23 protein-coding genes are annotated in these 23,694 nt (G+C 65.2%); 13 read left to right on the top strand and 10 right to left on the bottom strand.

Going from position 1 to position 23,694, the window contains the following annotated elements; all coding sequences use genetic code 11:
* Positions 1 to 58: 58 nt before the first annotated feature.
* From DN388_RS13380 to DN388_RS13345, 8 genes are all read right to left on the bottom strand, one after another.
* A complete protein-coding gene (locus tag DN388_RS13380) occupies positions 59 to 274 on the bottom strand; it encodes a molybdopterin-binding protein (RefSeq protein WP_043861616.1) in 216 nt (71 codons plus the stop codon).
* A gap of 28 nt (positions 275 to 302) precedes the next feature.
* Positions 303 to 1,115: an aliphatic sulfonates ABC transporter ATP-binding protein gene (gene ssuB / locus DN388_RS13375; RefSeq protein WP_043861615.1), complete on the bottom strand. Its 813-nt coding sequence runs from the start codon at positions 1,113 to 1,115 to the stop codon at positions 303 to 305.
* The gene (gene ssuC / locus DN388_RS13370; RefSeq protein WP_043861614.1) at positions 1,112 to 1,906 is read right to left on the bottom strand and encodes an aliphatic sulfonate ABC transporter permease SsuC; all 795 of its coding nucleotides are present in this window, start codon (positions 1,904 to 1,906) and stop codon (positions 1,112 to 1,114) included. The genes ssuB and ssuC overlap by 4 nt, the downstream gene beginning before the upstream one ends.
* 10 nt (positions 1,907 to 1,916) lie before the next feature.
* Positions 1,917 to 3,065 (bottom strand): FMNH2-dependent alkanesulfonate monooxygenase, encoded by a 1,149-nt coding sequence (ssuD, locus tag DN388_RS13365; protein ID WP_078481609.1) that lies wholly within the window; start codon positions 3,063 to 3,065, stop codon positions 1,917 to 1,919.
* A gap of 58 nt (positions 3,066 to 3,123) precedes the next feature.
* Entirely contained in the window at positions 3,124 to 4,089 is a 966-nt protein-coding gene (locus tag DN388_RS13360; RefSeq protein ID WP_054915910.1) for a sulfonate ABC transporter substrate-binding protein, read from the bottom strand.
* Between the two features lie 96 nt (positions 4,090 to 4,185).
* Positions 4,186 to 4,779: an NADPH-dependent FMN reductase gene (gene ssuE, locus DN388_RS13355; protein WP_043861611.1), complete on the bottom strand. Its 594-nt coding sequence runs from the start codon at positions 4,777 to 4,779 to the stop codon at positions 4,186 to 4,188.
* A 277-nt stretch (positions 4,780 to 5,056) separates the two neighbouring features.
* Positions 5,057 to 5,695 carry a peroxiredoxin gene (locus tag DN388_RS13350; RefSeq protein WP_054915909.1) on the bottom strand — a complete coding sequence of 213 codons (639 nt, stop codon included), beginning with the start codon at positions 5,693 to 5,695 and terminating at the stop codon, positions 5,057 to 5,059.
* A 158-nt stretch (positions 5,696 to 5,853) separates the two neighbouring features.
* The gene (locus tag DN388_RS13345; RefSeq protein ID WP_043861609.1) at positions 5,854 to 7,176 is read right to left on the bottom strand and encodes an OprD family porin; all 1,323 of its coding nucleotides are present in this window, start codon (positions 7,174 to 7,176) and stop codon (positions 5,854 to 5,856) included.
* Positions 7,177 to 7,666: 490 nt separating this feature from the next.
* Between DN388_RS13345 and tauA the strand changes: the two genes are divergently transcribed.
* From tauA to tauD, 4 genes are read left to right on the top strand one after another with little or no spacing between them, the layout of a single operon-like run.
* The gene (tauA, locus tag DN388_RS13340; protein ID WP_043861608.1) at positions 7,667 to 8,644 is read left to right on the top strand and encodes a taurine ABC transporter substrate-binding protein; all 978 of its coding nucleotides are present in this window, start codon (positions 7,667 to 7,669) and stop codon (positions 8,642 to 8,644) included.
* A 15-nt stretch (positions 8,645 to 8,659) separates the two neighbouring features.
* Entirely contained in the window at positions 8,660 to 9,454 is a 795-nt protein-coding gene (gene tauB / locus DN388_RS13335; protein ID WP_043861607.1) for a taurine ABC transporter ATP-binding subunit, read from the top strand.
* Entirely contained in the window at positions 9,451 to 10,290 is an 840-nt protein-coding gene (tauC, locus tag DN388_RS13330; protein ID WP_088514105.1) for a taurine ABC transporter permease TauC, read from the top strand. The genes tauB and tauC overlap by 4 nt, the downstream gene beginning before the upstream one ends.
* A gap of 21 nt (positions 10,291 to 10,311) precedes the next feature.
* On the top strand, positions 10,312 to 11,145 hold the full coding sequence (gene tauD / locus DN388_RS13325) for a taurine dioxygenase (RefSeq protein WP_054915908.1): 834 nt from the start codon (positions 10,312 to 10,314) through the stop codon (positions 11,143 to 11,145).
* Positions 11,146 to 11,295: 150 nt separating this feature from the next.
* Here tauD and betT read toward each other — a convergent pair whose 3' ends face one another.
* Together betT and epsC are read right to left on the bottom strand one after the other, a co-directional pair.
* Positions 11,296 to 13,293: a choline transporter BetT gene (gene betT, locus DN388_RS13320; protein WP_054915907.1), complete on the bottom strand. Its 1,998-nt coding sequence runs from the start codon at positions 13,291 to 13,293 to the stop codon at positions 11,296 to 11,298.
* 274 nt (positions 13,294 to 13,567) lie between these two features.
* Positions 13,568 to 14,500 (bottom strand): serine O-acetyltransferase EpsC, encoded by a 933-nt coding sequence (epsC, locus tag DN388_RS13315; RefSeq protein ID WP_043861603.1) that lies wholly within the window; start codon positions 14,498 to 14,500, stop codon positions 13,568 to 13,570.
* 193 nt (positions 14,501 to 14,693) lie between these two features.
* Between epsC and DN388_RS13310 the strand changes: the two genes are divergently transcribed.
* The 9 genes from DN388_RS13310 to DN388_RS13270 all read left to right on the top strand — a co-directional run bounded on the left by DN388_RS13310 (position 14,694) and on the right by DN388_RS13270 (position 23,694).
* A complete protein-coding gene (locus DN388_RS13310) occupies positions 14,694 to 15,707 on the top strand; it encodes a D-cysteine desulfhydrase (protein WP_255000302.1) in 1,014 nt (337 codons plus the stop codon).
* Between the two features lie 21 nt (positions 15,708 to 15,728).
* The gene (gene tcyJ, locus DN388_RS13305; RefSeq protein ID WP_043861601.1) at positions 15,729 to 16,523 is read left to right on the top strand and encodes a cystine ABC transporter substrate-binding protein; all 795 of its coding nucleotides are present in this window, start codon (positions 15,729 to 15,731) and stop codon (positions 16,521 to 16,523) included.
* On the top strand, positions 16,520 to 17,188 hold the full coding sequence (gene tcyL, locus DN388_RS13300) for a cystine ABC transporter permease (RefSeq protein ID WP_088514101.1): 669 nt from the start codon (positions 16,520 to 16,522) through the stop codon (positions 17,186 to 17,188). The genes tcyJ and tcyL overlap by 4 nt, the downstream gene beginning before the upstream one ends.
* 3 nt (positions 17,189 to 17,191) lie before the next feature.
* Positions 17,192 to 17,953: an L-cystine ABC transporter ATP-binding protein TcyN gene (gene tcyN, locus DN388_RS13295; RefSeq protein WP_255000298.1), complete on the top strand. Its 762-nt coding sequence runs from the start codon at positions 17,192 to 17,194 to the stop codon at positions 17,951 to 17,953.
* Between the two features lie 182 nt (positions 17,954 to 18,135).
* Entirely contained in the window at positions 18,136 to 18,861 is a 726-nt protein-coding gene (locus tag DN388_RS13290; RefSeq protein WP_054915905.1) for a hypothetical protein, read from the top strand.
* Positions 18,862 to 19,044: 183 nt separating this feature from the next.
* Positions 19,045 to 20,286, top strand: coding sequence for an SfnB family sulfur acquisition oxidoreductase (locus tag DN388_RS13285; RefSeq protein WP_054915904.1), 1,242 nt, complete (start codon positions 19,045 to 19,047; stop codon positions 20,284 to 20,286).
* A gap of 21 nt (positions 20,287 to 20,307) precedes the next feature.
* The gene (locus DN388_RS13280; RefSeq protein ID WP_054915903.1) at positions 20,308 to 21,513 is read left to right on the top strand and encodes an SfnB family sulfur acquisition oxidoreductase; all 1,206 of its coding nucleotides are present in this window, start codon (positions 20,308 to 20,310) and stop codon (positions 21,511 to 21,513) included.
* Complete coding sequence (locus DN388_RS13275; protein ID WP_255000293.1) at positions 21,513 to 22,895, top strand: LLM class flavin-dependent oxidoreductase; 1,383 nt, start codon at positions 21,513 to 21,515, stop codon at positions 22,893 to 22,895. The genes DN388_RS13280 and DN388_RS13275 overlap by 1 nt, the downstream gene beginning before the upstream one ends.
* Positions 22,888 to 23,694 (top strand): MetQ/NlpA family ABC transporter substrate-binding protein, encoded by an 807-nt coding sequence (locus DN388_RS13270; RefSeq protein ID WP_043861592.1) that lies wholly within the window; start codon positions 22,888 to 22,890, stop codon positions 23,692 to 23,694. Before DN388_RS13275 ends, DN388_RS13270 begins: the two co-directional genes overlap by 8 nt.

Raw genomic sequence — 23,694 nt, 5'->3', positions numbered from 1 at the left:
TGAGAACGGCGGGACACCTGTGGGAGCGGGCTTGACCCGCGATGCAGACGGCGCGGTCTCAGAGCTTGGCGATCGACACTTCAGTCGACTTCACGAACGCAATCACCTCACTGCCCACCACCAGTTCCAGCTCCTTGACCGAACGGGTGGTGATCACCGAGGTGACGATGCCCGATGCCGTCTGCACGTCGATTTCCGACAGTACAGGGCCTTCCAGGATTTCTTTCACAGTGCCTTTGAACTGGTTACGTACGTTGATCGCTTTGATGGTCATGTGCAGGTTTCCTTTTAAAGACGAAAGATCAATGGGCCCAACGCAGTTGCGTGGGCAAAGGTGCTACAGGTTCAGGCTCGGGCGGGGTGCCCGGCACCGACAGGACACGGTTCAGCACTTCCGTTTCCAGCGCCGCCAGGCGATGCGAACCGCGTGCCCGCGGACGCGGCAGGTCGACCAGCAGGTCCAGGCCGATCTCGCCGTCCTCGATCAGGATCACCCGATCGGCCACGGCCACCGCTTCGCTGACGTCATGGGTCACCAGCAACACGGTGAAGCCGTGCTTGCGCCACAGGTTCTCGATCAGTTGCTGCATCTCGATCCGAGTCAGCGCATCCAGTGCGCCCAGCGGCTCGTCCAGCAGCAGCAGGCGCGGCTGGTGAATCAGCGCACGGGCCAGGGCCACGCGCTGCTTCTGCCCACCGGACAACGCCGCCGGCCACTCGTTGGCCCGGTCTGCCAGGCCCACCGCCTCCAGCGCCTGCAACGCACGCTCACGCCAGTTGCCGGTGAGCCCCAGGCCGACGTTGTCGATGACTTTCTTCCAGGGCAGCAGGCGCGCCTCCTGGAACATCAGCCGGGTGTCCTCGCGGGCATCGCTGAGCGCCGCAGAACCGGCCAGCAGCTCGCCGGCACTGGGCTGGTCGAGCCCGGCCAGCAGACGCAGCAGGGTGCTCTTGCCGCAGCCGCTACGGCCGACGATGGCAACGAACTGGCCCGCCGGGATGTGCAAGTCGATATCGCGCAGCACCTGGCGTTGGCCAAAGGTCTTTTGCAGCTTGTGCACGGCCAGCGGTATTCCGCGCAGCAGCCGTGGCGGTTGTTCCTTGAGCACGGTCATGCGCCGTCTCCCTTGCTGACTTGATAGGCCGGGTGCCAGCGCAGCCATACACGCTCCAGGCCACGGGCGGCCAGGTCGGCGAGCTTGCCGAGCACGGCGTACAGCACGATCGCCAGCACCACCACGTCGGTTTGCAGAAATTCGCGGGCGTTCATCGCCAGGTAGCCGATGCCGGCGTTGGCCGAGATGGTTTCGGCCACGATCAGGGTCAGCCACATGAAGCCCAGCGCGAAGCGCACGCCCACCAGGATCGAGGGCAGCGCACCGGGCAGGATCACCTGGCGAAACAGCGCAAAACCGCTCAGGCCATAGCTGCGGGCCATTTCCACCAGCGCCGGGTCGACATTGCGGATGCCGTGGTAGGTGTTCAGGTAGATCGGGAACAGGGTGCCCAGGGCCACCAGGAAGATCTTTGCCGACTCGTCGATGCCGAACCACAGGATCACCAGCGGGATCAGCGCCAGGTGCGGCACGTTGCGGATCATCTGCACCGAGCTGTCGAGCAGGCGTTCGCCCCACTTCGACAGGCCGGTGATGAAGCCCAGCGCCAGGCCGATGCTGCCGCCGATCACGAAGCCGACCGCGGCGCGCCAGCCGCTGATGGCCAGGTGGGTCCAGATTTCGCCGCTGCGCACCAACTCTACGCCGGCACTGAGCACCGCGCTCGGCGCCGGCAGGATGCGCGTCGACAGCCAACCGGCACTGACCGCCAGCTGCCACACCGCCAGCAGCAGCACGGGCAGGGCCCACGGCGCCAGGCGATGCGACAAGGGAATGGAGGATCGTTTCATGCTTCGATCCTCACGCCTTGGCCGCGGCTTTGGGCAGGATGTCGTTGGCGACCATCTCACCGAACGGGCTCACGTAGTTGGCACCGGCCGGGGCCTCGGGGCGCTGGATGTCCAGGTGCGGGAACAGCAGTTCGGCCACGCGGTAGGACTCTTCCAGGTGCGGGTAACCGGAGAAGATGAAGGTGTCGATACCCAGGTCGGCGTATTCCTTGACCCGTGCGGCCACGGTCGGGCCATCGCCGACCAGCGCGGTGCCGGCACCGCCACGCACCAAGCCGACCCCGGCCCACAGGTTGGGGCTGACCTCCAGGTTGTCGCGGTTGCCGCCATGCAGCGCAGCCATGCGTTGCTGGCCCACCGAGTCGAAGCGCGCCAGCGAGGCCTGGGCACGGGCAATGGTGTCGTCGTCCAGGTGCGAGATCAGGCGCTCGGCCGCTTGCCAGGCCTCGGCGTTGGTCTCGCGCACGATCACGTGCAGGCGGATACCGAAACGAACGCTACGGCCCTGCTGGGCGGCCTTGGCGCGCACCTGTTCGATTTTCTCGGCCACGGCGGCCGGTGGCTCGCCCCAGGTCAGGTACAGCTCGACCTGTTCGGCGGCGAGGTCCTGCGCCGCTTCCGACGAGCCACCGAAGTACAGCGGCGGGCGTGGCTGCTGCACCGGCGGGTAGAGCAGCTTGGCGCCTTTTACCTTGATGTGCTGGCCATCGTAGTCGACGGTTTCGCCTTCCAGCACGCGGCGCCAGATGCGGGTGAATTCCACCGAGGCCTGGTAGCGCTCTTCGTGACTGAGGAACAGGCCGTCGCCGGACAGCTCTTCCGGGTCGCCACCGGTCACCAGGTTGAACAGCGCACGGCCATTGGACAGGCGGTCGAGGGTCGCGGCCTGGCGCGCCGCCACGGTCGGCGAGATGATTCCCGGGCGCAGGGCCACCAGGAACTTCAGGCGCTGGGTCACCGGAATCAGCGACGCGGCCACCAGCCACGAGTCTTCGCACGAGCGGCCGGTAGGGATCAGCACGCCACCGAAGCCCAGACGGTCGGCGGCCTGGGCGATCTGTTGCAGGTAACCATGATCGACAGCGCGAGCACCTTCGGCGGTGCCAAGGTAATGACCGTCGCCGTGGGTTGGCAGAAACCAGAAAACATTGAGGCTCATTGGAGTTGTCTCCTAAGGGGTGGCGCAAGCCGGGGCGGCGCCCCGGTGCGGTCGAACGTCAAGGCGCGGTGGCGACCTTGGCCGGTGGCGTCCAGATCACATCCTTGATGCTCAGCGGCTTGGGAATCAGCTTCAGGGTATGGAAGGTGTCGGCGATCTTCTGCTGGGCGGTGACCACGTCCGGGGTCAGGAAATGCGCACCGTAGCCCTGGCGCTTGACCGAGGTCAGGGTGATGTCGGCCGGCAGGCCCAGCAGCGGCGCCACCTGGTCGGTGACCTCCTGCGGGTTGGCCTTGGACCACTCGCCCACCGCGCGCACCTCGTCCACCAGCGCGGCAATCACTTCAGGGTGCTGCTGCGCATAGGGCCGGGTGGCCAGATAGAACTGGTGGTTGTCGACGATGCCACTGCCATCGCGCAGGGTGCGTGCCTGCAACTGCTGCTCGGCGGCAGCCTGGTACGGGTCCCAGATGACCCAGGCGTCGACGCTGCCACGCTCGAACGCGGCGCGCGCATCGGCTGGCGGCAGGAATACCGGCGTGATGTCGGTGTACTTGAGGCCGGCGTCTTCCAGGGCGCGCACCAGCAGGTAGTGCACGTTGGAGCCCTTGTTCAGGGCGACCTTCTTGCCCTTGAGTTCCTTCACCGACTGGATCGGCGAACCCTTGGGCACCAGGATCGCCTCGCTGGTGGGGGCCGGTGGCTCGTAGGCCACGTAGAGCAGGTCGGCACCGGCGGCCTGGGCAAACACGGGCGGGGTTTCGCCGGTCACGCCAAAGTCGATGGAGCCCACGTTGAGGCCCTCGAGCAGCTGCGGGCCGCCGGGGAATTCAGTCCACTGCACCTGCACGCCCTGGGCAGCCAGGCGCTTTTCAAGGGAGCCCTTGGCCTTGAGCAGCACCAGGGTGCCGTACTTCTGGTAACCGATGCGCAGGCTCTCGGCCTGGGCTTGAGTGATGGCGCCGAAGGACACAGCCGCAGCAAACAGAGCGACCAGACCGCGACGCAAAACGACAGTGCGCATAGCGCTCTCCTTTTTGCTGTGGGGGTTCAGGCTGCACCTGCTTGCCCGTTGGCGGGCGAGTAAGGTGGGGTAAGACGGTAAAGCCGGTGTAGCGCTTCAGATGCTCCAGCGAGCACTGAGCAGACGTTCGTTGAGCAGGCCCGGGGCCACCGGCTTGGGGCGGCGCGCGAGGGCGCTGTGAAACAGTTCCAGCGATTCGTTGAGACGCTGCTCAAGCACCGGCGCCAATTGGGCGGCGGCGCTGCCTTCGCCGTAGGCGATCTGGCTGTCGTCGGCGAAGATCCCCTGCAGGGTCTCCTGGGCCTTGAGCGCCGAGAGCACCGGCTTGAGCGCGTAGTCCACCGCCAGCATGTGGGCGATGCTGCCACCGGTGGCGATGGGCAGAACCACCTTGTGTTCCAGCGCACGCTCGGGCAGCAGGTCGAGCAGGGTCTTCAGCGCACCGGCGAAGGACGCCTTGTATACCGGGGTGGCAACCACCAGGCCGTCGGCCTGGGCTACCAGTTGCAGGAAGTGCTGCACCGTGGGGCTGTCGAAACGTGCGTGCAGCAGGTCTTCGGCGGGGAAATCACGCACCTGGAAGCTCACCACTTCCACGCCCTGGCTGTTCAGCCATTGCCGCGCGCGGTCGAGCAGGACGCCGGAGCGCGAACGCAGACTGGGACTACCGCCGAGAGAAACAACCAGCATTGGAGCACTTCCTTGATCGTGTTCTAGAGGGCCGCGAGATTGGATCTCGCTGGAGTGGAGTGACCATAACAGCTCGGCATATATACCAATAAATCATATTTTTTCATTTGTTTATTCTATCTGGAACTATAAGAGCTTCGCCGGCAAGGCCGGCTCCTACAGGGGGCAGTGCAACCTTGCAGGAGCCGGCCCTGCCGGCGAAAGAGGCCCGCGCGGACATAAAAAAAGGGCCGTCGAAACGGCCCCGAAATGCCCTGCTGTGGCTACATCAAAACATTCAACGGTTAGGCTGCGGGGTCAGGCGCAGGTACGGCTTGACCGCCCGGTAGCCCTTCGGAAAGCGCCGCTTGATTTCCTCTTCGTCCTTGAGCGACGGCACGATCACCACCTCGTCACCGTCCTGCCAGTTGGCCGGGGTGGCGACCTTGTGGTTGTCGGTGAGCTGCAACGAATCGATCACCCGCAAAATCTCGTTGAAGTTGCGGCCGGTGCTGGCCGGGTAGGTGATGGTCAGGCGGATCTTCTTGTTCGGGTCGATCACGAACAGGGAGCGTACCGTCAGGGTGTCGCTGGCGTTGGGGTGGATCAGGTCGTACAGGTCCGACACCTTGCGGTCGGCGTCGGCCAGGATCGGGAAGTTGACGAGGGTGTTCTGGGTTTCATTGATGTCTTCGATCCAGCGGTGGTGCGAGTCCACCGGGTCGACCGACAGCGCGATGGCCTTGACCCCGCGCTCGGCGAACTGGTCCTTGAGCTTGGCGGTGAAGCCCAGTTCCGTGGTGCACACCGGGGTGAAGTCGGCGGGGTGCGAGAACAGCACGCCCCAGCTGTCGCCCAGCCACTCGTGGAAGCGGATCTTGCCCGCGCTGGAATCCTGTTCGAAATCGGGGGCGATATCGCCGAGTCTGAGGCTCATGGTGCGGCTCCTTGGCTGGGTTGTTTATGACCTCACTGTAGCCTGCCTGTGCATAAGGTTAAAAAGAATAAATATCGATTTATTTATAACTGAAAAGCCTATCAATTCATGGGCAAAAAAAACCCCGCACACGGCGGGGCTTTTCGTTCAGCCAGGCCTTACAGGAAGCTGTAGGTGTAGCTGAGGATCAGACGGTTTTCGTCCTGGTCGCGCTGGTTGACCGCGTCGGAACGCAGCGAGGCGTTACGCCAGGCCAGGCCCAGACCCTTGAGGGTACCTTCCGGTACGACATAGCCCAGGGTGAAGTCACGTTCCCACTCGGAACGGTCACTGCCCGGCGCGTTGACGTTGTCGCCCTTGAGGTAGATCACAGAGGTGGTCAGGCCAGGCACGCCGATGGCAGCGAAGTCATAGGCGTACTGCGCCAGCCAGGTGCGCTCGCCGGCACGCTGGAACTTGCCGATCTGCACGTCGGTGATCAGGTAGCTGGTCGCACCGTCGCCCTGGTTCAGGAACGGGAAGTCGCTGGTACCGTTGACGCGCTGGTAGCCAGCGCTCAAGGCATGGCCTTGCAGGCTGTAGGTGAACTTGGCGCTCCAGGTACGGTTGTCGACTTCACCGTTGTTCTGGTAGCCGGAGGCACGGTAGCCGGCCAAGCGGCCTTCGGTGCTGCCGTTCTTGCCGTCCGAATCACTGTAGAAGTAGCGCAGGTCGGACTTCAGGCTACCCACTGGCAGTGCCAGGGTGTGGGTCAGGCCCAGGAAGTGCTGCTTGTAGAAGTCGTCCAGGTTGCCGTAGTAGTACTGCGCCAGCAGGTCCTTGGTGACCTTGTAGTCGGCACCGGCGTAGTAGAAGCCGTTGCTGCGCTTGCCTCCGCTGGCGGCGTTGGAGCCGGCGATGCTCAACGACTCGTTGTTGGTCGAGTTACGGCCCTTGGCATGTTCCAGCTTGCCGCCGATCAGGGTCAGGTTGTCGATTTCGTTCGAGGTGATCTGGCCACCTTCGAAAGTCTGCGGCAGCAGACGACCGTCGTTGTAGGTCACGACCGGCAGTTTTGGCTGCAGGGTGCCCAGCTGAGCGACGGTTTTCGAGATCTTGACCTTGCCGGTCAGGCCCACGCTGCTGAATTCGTTGACCGCACGGCCGTCGCCGTCGGTTGGGAACACCAGGCCGCCCTTGGCAGAGCTGGTTGGGTTGTAGTGGGTGCCTTTACCCGAGTCCAGACGGAAACCGGCCAGGCCGATGGCGTCGACACCAAAGCCGACTGTGCCTTCGGTGAAGCCCGAGCTGAAGTTGAAGATGAAACCTTGGCCCCATTCTTCCTGCTTGGAAGGTTTGGCGGTGCCATCACGGTTGTCTTGGTTGATGTAGAAGTTGCGCGCAGTGATGCTCGCCTTGCTGTCTTCCACAAAACCGGCTGCACCCGCTTGCTGGGCCAGTACCCCTACGGCCACGGCAAGTGCCAGGCTGGACTTGTTCATGCATCACTCCTTTCGATTCTAATTTTTGTGTGTCGCTTGATGGGCAGACTCTGTCGTTCCGCTCCAAAGACGATTGGCGATTAGCACCAAAGCGTGACTGATAAGTCAATCGTAACCAGTCGTTTCACTACTTTGGTCTAAGGCGCCGGCCTTGGGTGCGAAGGATAATGACAATCCTATAAATCAAAAAAGACAATTTTGTGAATTTTTCAGATTATTACGGAATATAGTCCGATTATTTCAGCGTTTTGCAGGATAGCCCATAAGCTAATTCCCATATCTTCTTAAAAAGATATTTTTTATACCGATCATCTTCCTCATTGCCCCGGCAGCCCGCGATTGTTCACCACCCTGGCAGCGACCACCTTGACTCGGGTCATCCAGCCAATGACTCCTAAGCTAATGCCAAAAAGTTATTTATTTCGCCATTCTTAGATCAACTAGTCTTCTCGTCATCCACACCGCCTACCCGCCTGACGAGGAGTTTTCCATGACCCTGCCTGCCCCGCTGCGCCTGTTCACCGCCCTGGCCCTGGCCGGTGCCGCCTTCTTCGTCCAGGCCGCCGACCTGACCGTGGCCTACCAGACCACCGTCGATCCGGCCAAGGTGGCCCAGGTCGATGGCACCTATGAAAAGACCAGCAAGGCCAGCATCGACTGGCGCAAGTTCGACAGCGGCGCCGACGTGATCACCGCCGTCGCCTCCGGTGACGTACAGATCGGCTACCTGGGCTCCAGCCCCCTGGCCGCCGCCGCCACCCGCAAGCTGCCGGTGGAAACCTTCCTGATCGCCACCCAGATCGGCGCCGCCGAGGCACTGGTGGCTCGCGAGGGCAGCGGCATCAACTCGCCGCAGGACCTGATCGGCAAGAAGATCGCCGTACCGTTCGTGTCCACCGGCCACTACAGCCTGCTGGCCGCACTCAAACAGTGGAACATCGACCCGTCCAAGGTGCAGATCCTCAACCTCGCGCCACCGGCGATCATCGCCGCCTGGAAGCGCGGCGACATCGACGCCACCTACGTATGGGACCCAGCCCTGGGCGTGGCCAAGGAAAACGGCAAGGTGCTGATCACCTCCGGCGAGCTGGCCGAAAAAGGCGCGCCGACCTTCGACGCCTGGATCGTGCGCAAGGACTTCGCCGCCAAGCACCCCGAGATCGTCAAGGCCTTCGCCAAGGTCACCCTCGACGCCTACGCCGACTACCGCAAAAACCCGCAAGCCTGGCTGGCCGACAAGGCCAACGTCGACAAGCTGGTCAAGCTTTCCGGCGCCAAGGCCGCGGACATTCCGGGCCTGCTGCAGGGCAACGTGTTCCCGCTGGCCGCCGACCAGGTCGCGGCCCTGGGCGCACCGACCACCAAGGCCATCACCGACACCGCCACCTTCCTCAAGGAACAAGGCAAGGTCGACGCGGTACTGCCGGACTACGCGCCCTATGTCAGCGCCCAGTTCATCACCAACTGACACCGGAGCCCCTTCATGGCCCTGCTACAACTGGAGCGCATCAGCGCACAGTACCCCGGCGCTGCCGAACCCGTACTGGCCGACATCTCACTGAGCCTGGGCCCGCAGCAGCTGCTGGTGGCCCTGGGCCCTTCCGGCAGCGGCAAGACTTCGCTGCTCAACCTGATCGCCGGCTTCGTCACCCCCAGCGCCGGGCGCATCACCCTCGATGGCCAAGCGGTGCAGGGCCCCGGCGCCGACCGTGGCGTGGTGTTCCAGGACGACGCCCTGCTGCCCTGGCAGGACGTACTGGCCAACGTCGGCTTCGGCCTGGAACTGGCCGGCGTACCCCGTGCACAACGTGAAGCCAGAGCCCGCGAAATGCTCGCCCTGGTGGACCTGGCCGACTTCGGCAGCCGGCGTATCTGGCAGTTGTCGGGCGGGCAGAAGCAGCGTGTGGGCCTGGCCCGTGCACTGGCTGCCGACCCGCGCATCCTGCTGATGGACGAGCCGTTCGGCGCCCTGGATGCATTCACCCGCGAACAGATGCAGGAACTGCTGCTGCAGGTGTGGCAACGCACCGCCAAGCCGGTGTTCCTGATTACCCACGACATCGAGGAGGCGGTGTTCCTGGCCACCGAACTGGTGCTGCTGGCGCCCAACCCGGGGCAGATCGTCGAGCGCCTGCAACTGGACTTCGGCCAGCGCTACGCCGCAGGCGAATCGGCACGCGCGATCAAGTCCGACCCACGCTTCATCGAAACCCGCGAGCACGTACTGTCGCGGGTGTTCTCCCAACGCAGCGCCACCCCGCGCAAGGAGCTCGCATGAGCAGCCTCGACCTGCCGGTAACGGCCAAACCTGCCGCTGCTGCAGCGGTGCCCGTGAAGGCGCGGCGCAGCCTGAGCACACGCTGGATCAGCGTACTGACCCTGGCCACGCTGTTGCTGGCCTGGTGGGCGGTGACCGCCGCCGAATGGATCGAGCCGCTGTTCCTGCCCTCGCCCGAGGCGGTGCTGGGCAAGGCCTGGCTACTGATGACCCAGGGCTACATGGAATCGACCCTGTGGCAGCACCTGGGCGCGAGCCTGCAGCGTATCGGCCTGGCCCTGGGCGCGGCGATCCTGACCGCGATCCCGATCGGCATCGCCATCGGCCACAACCGTATTGCCCGCGGCATCTTCGACCCGCTGATCGAGTTCTACCGGCCGATCCCGCCGCTGGCCTACCTGCCGTTGATCGTGATCTGGTGCGGCATCGGCGAGTTGTCCAAGGTGCTGCTGATCTACCTGGCGATCTTCGCCCCGATCGCCATCGCCACCGCCACCGGCGTACGCACCGTCGACCCGGCCAGGCTGCGCGCCGCGCAGTCGCTGGGGGCCACCCGGGCACAACTGATTCGCCACGTGATCCTGCCCAGCGCACTGCCCGACATTCTTACCGGCGTGCGCATCGGCCTGGGCGTGGGCTGGTCGACCCTGGTGGCCGCCGAACTGATTGCCGCCACCAGCGGGCTGGGCTTCATGGTGCAGTCAGCCGCGCAGTTCCTGGTGACCGACGTGGTGGTGCTGGGCATTCTGGTGATTGCCCTGATCGCCTTCGCATTGGAAATGAGCTTGCGCGCCCTGCAGCGCAAGCTGGTGCCCTGGCATGGCCAGAGCCATTGAGACTTGCACAAAGAGACCGACATGAGCCTGACCATTACCCCGCTGAGCCCCGCGCTCGGCGCCCAGATCAGCGGCATCGACCTGACCCGCGAGATCAGCCGTGAACACCGTGACGCCGTGGAGCAGGCGCTGCTCCAGCACCAGGTGCTGTTCTTTCGCGAGCAGCCGCTGACCCCGCAGCAGCAGGCCAGTTTTGCCGCGCGTTTCGGCGATCTGCACATTCACCCCATCTACCCCAACGTGCCCGAAACGCCACAGGTGCTGGTGCTCGACACGGCCGTCACCGATGTACGCGACAACGCCATCTGGCATACCGACGTGACCTTTCTGCCCACCCCGGCGCTGGGTGCGGTGCTCAGCGCCAAGCAGTTGCCGGCCTATGGTGGCGACACCCTGTGGGCCAGCGGCATTGCCGCCTATGAGGCACTGTCGGCGCCGCTGCGCCAGCTGCTCGACGGGCTGACCGCCACCCACGACTTCACCAAGTCGTTTCCGCTGGAGCGCTTTGGCAACACCGCCGAAGACCTGGCGCGCTGGGAAGCGGCGCGGCGCAACAACCCGCCGCTGTCGCACCCGGTGATCCGCACGCACCCGGTGAGCGGGCGTAAATCGCTGTTCGTGAGCGAAGGCTTCACTACCCGCATCAACGAACTGGGCGAGGCCGAGAGCGAGGCGATCCTGAAACTGCTGTTCGCCCACGCCACGCGCCCGGAGTTCACCATCCGCTGGCGTTGGCAGGAAAACGACGTGGCGTTCTGGGACAACCGCGTAACGCAGCATTACGCGGTGGACGATTACCGACCGCAGCGGCGGGTAATGCATCGGGCGACTATTCTGGGCGACAAGCCGTTTTGAAGCGGTGCGCCGCGGCCATCAATTACGTACTACGTGGTACGAATCAAGGTATGAAAACACCCCGTTGGGCGTAGCTGGCAAGAGGGGGGCATTCGCCGGCAAATCCGGCTCCTGTAGGAGCCGGCCTTGCCGGCGAAGGGGCCGGCAGCCCTAACGCACCATGTGCAAAAACTGCAGGTGACGCTCGTACTGGTCGAGGATGTCGTTGATGATCTGCTCCTTGCTGTAGCCCACCAGGTCGTAATCCTGGCTGCCTTCGCTCAGGTGCACCTCGGCGCGGTAGTAGCGCCGGTTCTTCAACTCCTGCGTGCCCAGCCCTGCCAGTGCGAACGATGGCGTGAAGTAGCCGCGCATCTGCACCTGGTAGATGAACGGCTGCTCTTCGCCATGGCCGATCTTCAGGCTCACGTTGTCGTGGCTCGGGTCTTCCTGGGTGATGACATTCAGCCCCTTCTCGGCAAACACGTCGGTCACCTCGGCAATCGCCGGGCGCACCACGTCATCCATGAACCGGTACACCTCGTCCCGCGAGGGGAAGTGCACCGCCTGGCTCAGGCGATGCCGCCAGCCGCCACGCCCGCGCCGCGAGTTGGCGAACGGTGCCAGCGAGTGCATTTGCGCGATCTGACGCTGCGACTCCAGGTAGAACGCCTTGTGCAGGCCCCACATCATCGCCAGCAGGATCACCGAGAACGGCAGCGAGGTCAGCACCACCGCCGACTTGAGCGAGTCGATGCTGCCGGCAAACAGCAGCCCGCTGGTCACCAGCGCCGTCATCGCACCCCAGAACACCCGCAGCCAGTTGGGGCCGTCCTCGTCCGGGCTGCCGTCACGGGCCGACAGGGTCGAGAGCACCACCGTGCCCGAGTCGGCCGAAGTGACGAAGAACACGAAGCTGATGAACACCGTGACCGCGATCACCACCTTGCTCCACGGGTAGGTTTCCAGCAGCAGGTACAGGCTCATCGAGGGGTTTTCCAGCGCCGACTGCCCCAGCGCCGTGGCGCCATTGAGCACCTGCAGGATCGCGCTGTTACCGAAGATGGACATCCACGCCAGGGTGAAGCCCAGCGGAATCAGAAGCACGCCGAACACGAACTCGCGGATGGTGCGCCCGCGGGAAATCCGTGCGATGAACAACCCGACGAACGGCGCCCAGGCAATCCACCAGGCCCAGTAGAACACCGTCCAGCCGCCCAGCCAGTCGCTCGGTTCGTTGTAGGCGTACACATCGAAGCTCTTGCGCGGCAACGCGCCCAGGTAGTCGCCCAGGTTCTGGATCAGGGTGTTGAACAGGTGCTGGGTAGGCCCGGCGAACAGTACGAACAGCAGCAGTGCGCAGGCCAGCACCATGTTGATGTCGGACATCACCCGCACGCCCTTGTCGACCCCGGCGATGGCCACCACCACCGCTGCCCCCATCATCAGGCTGATCAGGATCACCTGCACCCACTGGGTGTGCGGGATGCCGAACAGGTAGTCCAGGCCCGAGTTCAGGTGCAGCACGCCAAAGCCCATGTCGGCGCCCAGGCCGAACACCGTGGCGATGATGCCGAAGCCGTCCACCGCGTAGCCGATGGGGCCGTTGATGCGCTTGCCGATCAGCGGGTACAGCGCCGAACGCAACGCCAGCGGCAGGTTGTGGCGGTAGGCGAAGTAGGCCAGCGCCATGCCCACGAAGGCGAACACGCCCCAGCCGTGCAGGCCCCAGTGCAGAAACAGCAGCTGCATCGCCTGGCGCCCGGCCTCGGCGGTGCCGGCTTCGCCCTGGGGCGGCTGCAGCAGGTGGGTCAGGGGTTCGGAGACGCAGAAGAAGAACAGCGTGATGCTGATGCCGGCGGCGAACAGCATGCCGGCCCACGACAGGTAGCTGAACTCGGGTTCGTCGTGGTCGGCACCGAGCTTGATCTTGCCGTAGCCGGACAAGGCGGTGACCACCACGAAGACCAGGTACAGGGTCATCGCCAGCATGTAGTACCAGCCCACGGTGTTGGCGGCCCAGTTCTGCGCCGCCAGCAGCCATTCACCGGCCACCTGCGGGTTGCTGATCACGGCCAGGCCGAACAGCAGGATGAAGCTGGCGGCAAAATAGAACACCGGGGGGTTCATGCGGATAGTGCTGGGGGTATTCGAAGACGGTGCACTCATTGCGTGTGCACCTCGCGGGGGTGTGTGAGAGTTGAGTTGTACGGGTTCAGCAAAGGGTTTCCTCCTGTTGAACACCGGCAGCGGACCACCGTTTAAGTTGAACGAGCGTTCAAGTTAAACATGGATGGGGTCGGTGCGCGACCCTGTAGGAGCCGGCATTGCCGGCGAAAAATGGATCAGGCCCGCATCAGCGCATGGGCAACCGGCGATCGCTACGCGCTCGATCGCCGGCAAGGCCGGCTCCTACAGAGGCTGGCGCTCCCAGGAAAGTTCCTTACTTCTGCGTCCCATCATCATGCTGCAGATTGGCCTGGGTCAGGTTGCTGCCTGCCGCCACACTGCGGGTCAGCCACACATTGCCGCCGATGGTCGAGCCCTTGCCGATGGTGATACGCCCCAGAATAGTCGCGCCGGCGTAAATCACCACGTCGTCCTCGACGATCGGGTGGCGCGGCTGGCCCTTCTGCAACTGCCCCGACTCGTCCGCCGGGAACCGCTTGGCGCCCAGGGTCACGGCCTGGTAGATACGCACCCGCTCGCCAATGATCGCCGTCTCGCCGATCACCACACCGGTGCCATGGTCGATGAAGAAGCTCGGGCCGATCTGCGCGCCGGGGTGAATGTCGATGCCGGTGGCCGAATGCGCCAGCTCCGAACTGATGCGCGCCAGCAGCGGCAGCCCGGCGCGGTACAGGTGATGCGCCAGGCGGTGGTGGATCACTGCCAGCACGCCGGGGTAGCACAGCAGCACCTCGTCCACGCTGCGCGCCGCCGGGTCGCCGTGATAGGCCGCCAGTACATCGGTATCGAGCAACGTGCGCAGGCCCGGCAGGGCGGCGGCGAAATCCTGGATCAGGCGCAGCGCCTGGGCGTCAATCTCCAGCGACTCGGCCTTGCCCTGGCGCGCGGCGTAGCGCAGCTCAAGGCGCGCCTGGGCCAGCAATGCGGTCAGCGCCGCGTCCAGGGTGTTGCCCACATAGAAGTCTTCGCTCTCTTCGCGCAGGTCCACCGGGCCCAGGCGCATGGGGAACAGCGCGCCGCACAGCTGCTCGAGAATCTGGCGCATCGCCTCGCGCGAGGGCAGCTCGCGCCCGCCCTGCTCGCCACTGCTGCGGCCATTGCGGCTGCGCCATTGGTCACGGGCTGAACGCAGCTGGCTGACGAGGGTTTGCAACTGCCAATGGCCTGTTTGCGCGTTGTCGCTCACGGTTGTCTCTCCTGACGCGGCGGCGGCTTGTGGAGGGGGTGGCCGCCTTGTTGCGGATCACTTTACGGCAAATGGCCACGGCGGAAAAAATATCCCTTTATGCACTTTGGCTATAAATCCGGCATAAGCCGGCCCAGTGGAAGAGACGCCCACGGCTGCCTATAGTCGAAGTTTCCCCAGTCAGCCCGATGCCATGATCGAACACCAGCTCGAACGCTTCAAACGCCTGCCCTTGCTCGATGCACCCACCCCGCTGCACCGGCTCGAACGCCTGTCGGCCTGGGCCGGGCGCGACATCTACATCAAGCGCGACGACCTCACCCCGCTGGCCCTGGGCGGCAACAAGCTGCGCAAGCTCGAGTACCTGGCCGCCGACGCGCTGGCCAGCGGTGCCGATACGCTGATCACCGCCGGCGCCATCCAGTCCAACCACGTGCGCCAGACCGCAGCACTGGCCGCGCAACTGGGCCTGGGCTGCGTGGCCCTGCTGGAAAACCCCATCGGCACCGATTCCCCCGCCTACCAGCACAACGGCAACCGCCTGCTGCTGGAGCTGTTCGACGCCAGGGTCGAGCTTGTGGATAACCTCGACGATGCCGATGACCAGTTGCAGGCGCTGGCCGTGCGCCTGCATGCCAGCGGACGCAAGCCCTACATCGTGCCGATTGGCGGTTCCAATGCGCGTGGCGCCCTGGGCTATGTGCGCGCCGGGCTGGAGCTGGCCGAGCAGATCACCCGCAGCGGGCAAACCTTCGCCGGGGTGGTGCTGGCCTCCGGCAGTGCGGGCACCCATAGCGGCCTGGGCCTGGCGCTGGCCCAAGCGCTGCCGCAACTGCCGCTGATCGGCGTGACCGTGTCGCGCAGCGAAGAGGCCCAGCGCCCCAAGGTGCAGGGCCTGGCCGAACGCACCGCCGAGCTGCTGGGCATCGACCTGCCTGACGCCTTCAAGGTCGAACTGTGGGACGAGTACTTCGCGCCGCGCTACGGCGAACCGAATGCCGGCACCCTGGCCGCCATCCGCCTGCTGGCCAGCCACGAGGGCCTGCTGCTGGACCCGGTGTACACCGGCAAGGCCATGGCCGGGCTGCTCGACGGCATCGCGCGCCAGCGTTTCGACGAGGGCCCGCTGATTTTTCTGCATACCGGTGGGGCACCTGCATTATTCGCCTACCCTGAGGTCTGGAGCAGTCAACCAATAACGGCTTAATTGATATCAGCGGGGCCAGTCATGACGATTTCCGTATTCGGTAAACAGTTGCTGGGCACAGGGGCTGCCCTGGTACTTGGCCTGGGCCTGCTTGGCCAGGCGGTCGCCGGCGAGCAATTGCAGAAGATCAAGGACAGCGGCAGCATCAGTGTCGGCCTGGAGGGCACCTACCCGCCATTCAGCTTCGTCGACACCGACGGCAAGCTGACCGGCTTCGAGGTCGAGCTGTCCGAGGCCCTGGCCAAGGAGCTGGGGGTCAAGGCCAGGCTGCAGCCGACCAAGTGGGACGGCATCCTCGCCGCCCTTGAATCCAAGCGTCTGGACATCGTGGTCAACCAGGTGACCATCTCCGACGAGCGCAAGAAGAAATACGACTTCTCCGAGCCCTACACCGTTTCCGGCATCCAGGCCCTGGTGCTGACCAAGAACAAGGACACCATCAAGACCGCACAGGACCTGGCCGGCAAGAAGGTGGGCGTAGGCCTGGGCACCAACTACGAGCAATGGCTCAAGGACAACGTGCCCAAGGCCATCATCAAGACCTACGACGATGACCCGAGCAAGTTCCAGGACCTGCGCGTGGGCCGCATCGACGCCATCCTGATCGACCGCCTGGCGGCACTGGAATACGCCAGAAAAGCCAAGGACACCATCGCCGCCGGCGACGCCTTCTCGCGCCAGGAAGCCGGCGTGGCCCTGCGCAAGGGCGAGCCGGAACTGCTCGACGCGATCAACAAGGCCCTCGACAAACTGCGCGCCGACGGCACGCTGAAAAAGCTTTCCGAGAAGTATTTCAGTGCTGACGTGACGCAATGATCGAAGAGAGCCTGCAACTGGCCCTGGACAGCGCGCCCTTTCTGCTCAAGGGCGCCTACTTCACGGTGTTCCTGAGCCTGGGCGGGATGTTCTTCGGCCTGTTGATCGGCTTCGGCCTGGCGCTGATGCGCCTGTCTGCGATCAAGCTGCTGAGCTGGACGGCGCGGGTCTATGTGTCGTTCTTTCGCGGCACGCCGCTGCTGGTGCAGCTGTTCATGATCTATTACGGCCTGCCGCAGCTGGGCATCGAGCTGGACCCGCTGCCCGCGGCGCTGATCGGGTTTTCCCTGAACATGGCCGCCTATGCCTGTGAAATCCTGCGCGCCGCGATCAGCTCCATCGACCGCGGCCAGTGGGAGGCCGCCGCCAGCATCGGCATGACCCGCGGCCAGGCGATGCGCCGCGCGATCCTGCCGCAGGCAGCGCGCACCGCCCTGCCGCCGCTGGGCAACAGTTTCATCTCGCTGGTCAAGGACACCGCGCTGGCCGCCACCATCCAGGTGCCGGAGCTGTTCCGCCAGGCCCAGCTGATTACCGCACGCACCTTCGAGATCTTCACCATGTACCTGGCCGCCGCCCTGATCTACTGGGTGCTGGCCAGCGCGCTGGCCCACCTGCAGAACCGTCTGGAAGCGCGGGTCAACCGCCATGACCTGGAGCCCTGAGGCATGATCGAAGTCACCCGCCTGAGCAAGCAGTTCAACGGCCTGACCGTGCTCGACGACATCAGCCTGACGGTCGAGGCCGGTGAAGTGATCGCCATCATCGGCCCCAGCGGCTCGGGCAAGACCACCTTCCTGCGCTGCCTGAACCTGCTGGAGACCCCCAGCAGCGGACGCATTCGTGTGGCCGACATCGAGATCGACGGCGACCGTCCGCTGGCCAAGCAGGCCACGTTGATTCGCCACCTGCGCCAGCAGGTCGGTTTCGTGTTCCAGAACTTCAACCTGTTCCCGCACCGCACCGCCCTGGAGAACGTCATCGAGGGGCCGCTGGTGGTCAAGAAGGCCCCCCGCGAAAAGGCCCAGGCCCTGGGCCGTGCGCTGCTGGCCAAGGTCGGCCTGGCGGGCAAGGAGGATGCCTACCCGCGGCGCCTGTCCGGTGGCCAGCAACAGCGCGTGGCCATTGCCCGGGCATTGGCCATGGAGCCGCAGGTGATCCTGTTCGACGAACCCACCTCGGCGCTGGACCCCGAGCTGGTGGGCGAGGTGCTGGCGACCATTCGCGGCCTGGCCCAGGAAAACCGCACCATGATCATCGTCACCCACGAAATGAACTTCGCCCGCGACGTGGCCAACCGGGTGATCTTTTTCGACAAGGGCGTGATCGTCGAACAGGGCGAGGCCAAGGCCCTGTTCGCCGCGCCGAAGGAAGAACGCACACGCCAGTTTCTCGGCAAGTTTCTCGGCGCGCAGGGCCACGCCCACTGACCCGGATGCACCGCCCGAGCACAGACAAATCCGAGTTTATCCACAGCCCCCATGCCGCTTCGGGTAGGACCGCTCTGAAGCGCTGCCGACTGCCCGGTCACGGCCATCGGGCACCTTGACTCACCTGCCGATCCAGCCAATAACCAAAGCCTCGTGCCACCACCCGCACAAGGAAACGGACCATGCACCGCGCAGCCAAAGGATCTGAACTGCCGCCCCCCGCCCTGCTCCATATCGCGCCCCATGGCATTGGCGTGCACACCGCCAGCCACCTGCAAGCCAGCATCCAGACCGCACCGACCCTGCAGGCCGGCGACCTGCTGGAGCTGTTCTGGGGCAACCGCTACGTGGCCGCGCATCTACTGCGCGCCGGCGAGCCCGGCACCTCGATAGCCCTCGCCGTGCCCAGGCAGATGCTCTACCCGGGGCTCAACACCCTGCACTACCGCCTGCTCCAGCCCGGCCAGCACCCGCGTCGCTCCGCGCCATTGCAGGTAGCGGTCAAGCTGAACTGCCCCGGCGGCTACGTGACCACCCCGGAGAACCCGCACCTGACGCCCTTGCGCCTGCCTGGCCGGCTGCTGCGCCAAGGGCTGGATCTGAGCCACTGCGGGCAGGGTGTACCGTTCAACATCGCGCCGTACCGGCACATGGCCGAAGGCGATGCGATCACCCTGCGCTGGGCCGACCTGCGCATCGACCTGGCGCCACTGCCCGGCGACGGTATCGGCGGCCCGATACAGGGCCTGATCCCGCCCCAAGTGCTGCTGGAAGCCGGCAACGACGAGCACCTGGACGCCAGCTACTGCATTCTGGACAAGGTCGGCAACTGCTCGCAGTGGGCCCCGGCCGTGCGCCTGCGGGTGTTCGGCCAAGGGCCGCGGAGGCACTTCTATGCATATTCCTAAAGGTTAGTTTATTTAATTTTTATACACGCTTAGGGTATATAGACCGGACCACCGGACCAGCGCATTTCTGTCGCCCATATCGATCACGGCGACGTTTCCAATACGTGAGGTAGGTATGGTCAGGAACACAATCACCCCAGTGCGCAACGCCAGGGCATTGAGTGCAGCCAAGGAGCGGTACTGATGTCCAGCTTGGTACACGACGCAGTCCACAGCGATCTGGACAACGCCCCATTACTGCTGCCGGCCAAGGTCCTGCGCAATGACGCAGAGGCCCTGGAGGCCGCCCATGAACTGGCCGCCGCCGCGCGCCTGCAGGCCGCCCGCCGCGACCAGCAGCGCAAGCTGCCGTGGGCCGAGATCGAGCAGTTCACCCGCAGCGGCCTGGGCAGCATCAGCATCCCGCGCGAGCACGGCGGGCCGGACGTTTCCTTCGCCACCATCGCCGAGGTGTTCCGCATCATCAGTGCGGCCGACCCGGCCCTGGGGCAGATCCCGCAGAACCAGTTCGGCATCCTCCAGCAGGTCAAGAACACCGGCAACGAACGCCAGAAGCACCTGCTGTTCAAGTCGGTGCTCGACGGCTGGCGCATCGGCAATGCCGGCCCCGAGCGCGGCAGCAAGAACACCCTCGAACTCAAGGCCCGCGCCGTGCGCCAGGGCGATCACTTTCTGCTCACCGGGCAGAAGTTCTATTCCACCGGCGCGCTGTTCGCCCACTGGGTGGCAGTCAAGGCGCTGAACGACGACGGGCGCCAGGTCATGGCCTTCGTGCGCCGTGGCAGCCCGGGCCTGCGTATCGTCGACGACTGGTCCGGCTTCGGTCAGCGCACCACCGCCAGCGGCACGGTGCTGCTCAACGAGGTGCCGGTGGACGCGGAGCTGGTGCTCGACAACTGGCGCCAGGCCGACAGCCCCAACATCCAGGGCGCCGCCTCGCAGCTGGTGCAGGCCGCCATCGACGCCGGCATCGCCGAGGCCGCAGTGGCCGATGCGATCAGCTTCGTGCGCGAACGCGCGCGGCCGTGGGTCGACGCCAAGGTCGATCGCGCCAGTGACGACCCCTATGTGATTGCCGACATCGGCCGCCTGACCCTCGAACTGCATGCCGCCCAGGCGCTGCTCGGCCGCGCCGCGCGCGTGCTCGACGAGGTCAACGCCGCGCCCATCGATGCCGCCGCTGCCGCACGTGCCTCGATTGCCGTGGCCGAAGCCAAGGTGCTGACCACCGAGATTGCCCTGCAGGCCAGCGAGAAGCTGTTCGAGCTGTCGGGCAGCCGCGCCACCCTGGCCGAGTTCAACCTCGACCGGCACTGGCGCAACGCCCGCGTGCACACCCTTCACGACCCGGTGCGCTGGAAGTACCACGCCGTGGGCGCCTACCACCTCAACGCGACCCTGCCTGCCCGGCATTCCTGGATCTGACCAGACCACTGGAGCCCTCTCATGAGCCTATTGCCGCAACCGCACGATCTCGTGGCGGTCATCTCTTCTGATGCCCAGGCGTTGGAAACTGCCGAACAGATTGCCGAACAACTGCGCCGCGACAGCATCGAGCGCGACCGCGAACGCCGCCTGCCGCACCCGGAACTGGCGCTGTTCTCGCGCTCGGGCCTGTGGGGCATCAGCGTGCCGAAAGCCTTCGGTGGCGCGGGCGTGTCCAACGTCACCCTGGCCAAGGTCATCGCCCGTATCGCCCAGGCCGACGCCTCGCTGGGGCAGATCCCGCAGAACCATTTCTACGCCCTTGAAGTGCTGCGCGTGAACGGCAGCCCGCCGCAACAGGCGCGCCTTTACGCCGAGGTGCTGGCCGGCAGGCGCTTCGGCAACGCCCTGGCCGAACTGGGCACCAAGACCGCCCACGACCGCACCACCGCCCTCACCCGTGACGGTGACGGCTACCGCATCAACGGCCGCAAGTTCTACGCCACTGGCGCGCTGTACGCGCAGCGCATCCCCACCTCGGTGATCGACGAACAGGGCGTGCAACAGCTGGCCTTCGTGCCCGCCGACAGCGCCGGGCTCGACGTGATCGACGACTGGAGCGGCTTCGGCCAGCGCACCACCGGCAGTGGCTCGGTGGTGTTCGACAACGTGCGTGTCGAAGCCGACGATGTGGTGCCGTTCCAGAGCGCCTTCGAGCGCCCGACCCCGGTCGGCCCGCTGGCGCAGATTCTGCACGCCGCCATCGACACCGGCATCGCCCGCGCCGCCTATGAAGATGCCCTGCATTTTGTGCGCACGCGCACCCGGCCATGGATCGACTCGGGTATCGACAAGGCAGTCGACGACCCGTTGACGCTCAAGTCCTTCGGTCACCTGGCGATCCGCCTGCATGCCACCGAAGCCTTGCTCGAACGCGCCGGCGAATACCTCGACCGAGCCCAGGCCGAGACCAATGCCGACACCGTCGCGGCGGCCTCCATCGCCGTGGCCGAGGCGCGCGCCATCAGTACCGAGATCTCCCTGGCCGCCGGCAGCACGCTGTTCGAACTGGCCGGCAGCCAGGCCACCCTGGCCGAACACGGCCTGGACCGCCACTGGCGCAACGCCCGCGTGCACACCCTGCACGACCCGGTGCGCTGGAAGTACCACGCCATCGGCAACTTCTACCTCAACGATGAAAACCCACCGTTGCGGGGCACTATCTGATGGCGAAAAAGAAGATCCTGCTCAACGCGTTCAACATGAACTGCGTGGGGCATATCAACCACGGCCTGTGGACGCACCCGCGCGACACCTCGACCCGGTACAAGACCCTCGAGTACTGGACCGACCTGGCGCGGTTGCTCGAGCGCGGGCTGTTCGACGGGCTGTTCATCGCCGACATCGTCGGGGTGTACGACGTGTACCAGCAGTCGGTCGATGTGCCACTCAAGGAGTCCATCCAGCTGCCGGTCAACGACCCGCTGCTGCTGGTGTCGGCGATGGCCGCGGTCACCCGCCACCTGGGTTTCGGCCTCACCGCCAACCTCACCTACGAGCCGCCGTACCTGTTCGCCCGCAGGCTCTCGACCCTCGACCACCTGAGCAATGGTCGGGTGGGCTGGAACATCGTCACCGGCTACCTCGACAGCGCGGCCAAGGCCATGGGCCTGGACGCGCAGCCCGAGCATGACCGGCGCTACGACCAGGCCGACGAGTACCTGCAGGTGCTGTACAAGCTGCTCGAAGGCAGCTGGGAAAACGACGCCGTGCGCAACGACCGCGAACAGCGCGTGTTCGCCGACCCGGCCAAGGTGCACAAGGTGCAGCACCACGGCGAATTCTACCGGGTGGAGGGTTATCACCTGTGCGAACCGTCGCCACAGCGCACCCCGGTGCTGTTCCAGGCCGGCGCCTCCGAGCGTGGCCTGGCGTTTGCCGGGCAGCATGCCGAATGCGTGTTCATCAGTGGCCAGAACAAGGCCGCGACCCGCGCCCAGGTCGACAAGGTGCGCGCCGCGGCCACGGCGGCCGGGCGTGATGGCGACGCGGTGAAGGTGTTCATGGGCCTCACCGTGATCGTGGCCCGCACCGAGGAGCAGGCCCGCGCCAAGCACGCCGAGTACCTGCGCCATGCCAGCCCCGAGGCCGGCGTGGCGCACTTTGCCAGCTCCACCGGCATCGACTTTGCCGAATACGACCTGGACGAGCCGATCCAGTACGTCAAGAGCAACGCCATCCAGTCCGCCACCAAGCACCTGCAGAACAACGACTGGACCCGGCGCAAGCTGCTCGACCAGCACGCCCTGGGCGGGCGCTACATCACCCTGGTCGGCTCGCCGACCCAGGTTGCCGACGAACTGGAGCGCTGGATCGAGGAGACCGGCCTGGACGGCTTCAACCTGGCCCGCACCGTCACCCCTGAAAGCTATGAGGACTTCATCGACCTGGTGATCCCCGAGCTGCAACGTCGCGGTTCGTACAAGACCGCCTACACCGACGGCAGCCTGCGCGAAAAACTCTTCGCCGCCGGCCCGCACCTGCCCGCCGACCATACCGGCGCGGGCTATCGCACCCTCAACCCGACTGGAGCGCAACCGCATGCTTAAGACATTTCTGGCCCGCCCTGTCGCGGCCCTGGCCCTGGCCCTCGGCCTGATCGGTGGCGCCCATGCCAACGATGCACCGCTCAAGGTCGGCACCACCGCAGCCTTCGCCCCGGCCCTGGAAGCGGCCGTGGACGAGGCCAAGAAGCAGGGCCTCAAGGTGGAACTGGTGGAGTTCAGCGACTGGATCGCGCCCAACGTCAGCCTCGCCGCCGGCGACCTCGACGTGAACTACTTCCAGCACATCCCGTTCCTGGAAAACGCCAACGCCGCGGCGGGCTCGACGCTGGTGCCATATGCACCGGGCATCATCAACAACGTCGGGCTGTACTCGAAAAAGTACAAAAGCTTCGACGAGCTGCCCCAGGGCGCCACCGCCGCCATCGCCAACGACCCGATCAACGGCGGACGCGGCCTGCAACTGCTGGCCAAGGCCGGCCTGATCACGCTCAAGCCGGGGGTGGGCTACAAGGCCACCGAGGACGACATCGTCGCCAACCCGAAAAAGCTCAAAATCCTGCAGGTCGAGGCCGTGCAACTGGTGCGTGCCTATGACGACGCCGACCTGGTGCAGGGCTACCCGCACTACATCCGCCTGGCCAACACCTTCGATGCAGGTTCGGCACTGATGTTCGACGGCGTGGAGCACAAGGAATACGTGATCCAGTTCGTGATCCGCCCGCAGAGCAAGGACGACCCGCGCCTGGCCAGGTTCGTGGATATCTACCAGCACTCGCCGGTGGTGCGCGCAGCCCTAGACAAAGCCTACGGCAAGCTCTACCAGCCGGGCTGGGAGAGCTGA

It is taken from the genome of Pseudomonas sp. S12(2018), assembly GCF_024355235.1.
Classification (GTDB): domain Bacteria; phylum Pseudomonadota; class Gammaproteobacteria; order Pseudomonadales; family Pseudomonadaceae; genus Aquipseudomonas; species Aquipseudomonas palmensis.
Note: the sequence above shows the minus strand (reverse complement) of the source record. Positions and strands in the feature narration are given on the sequence as shown.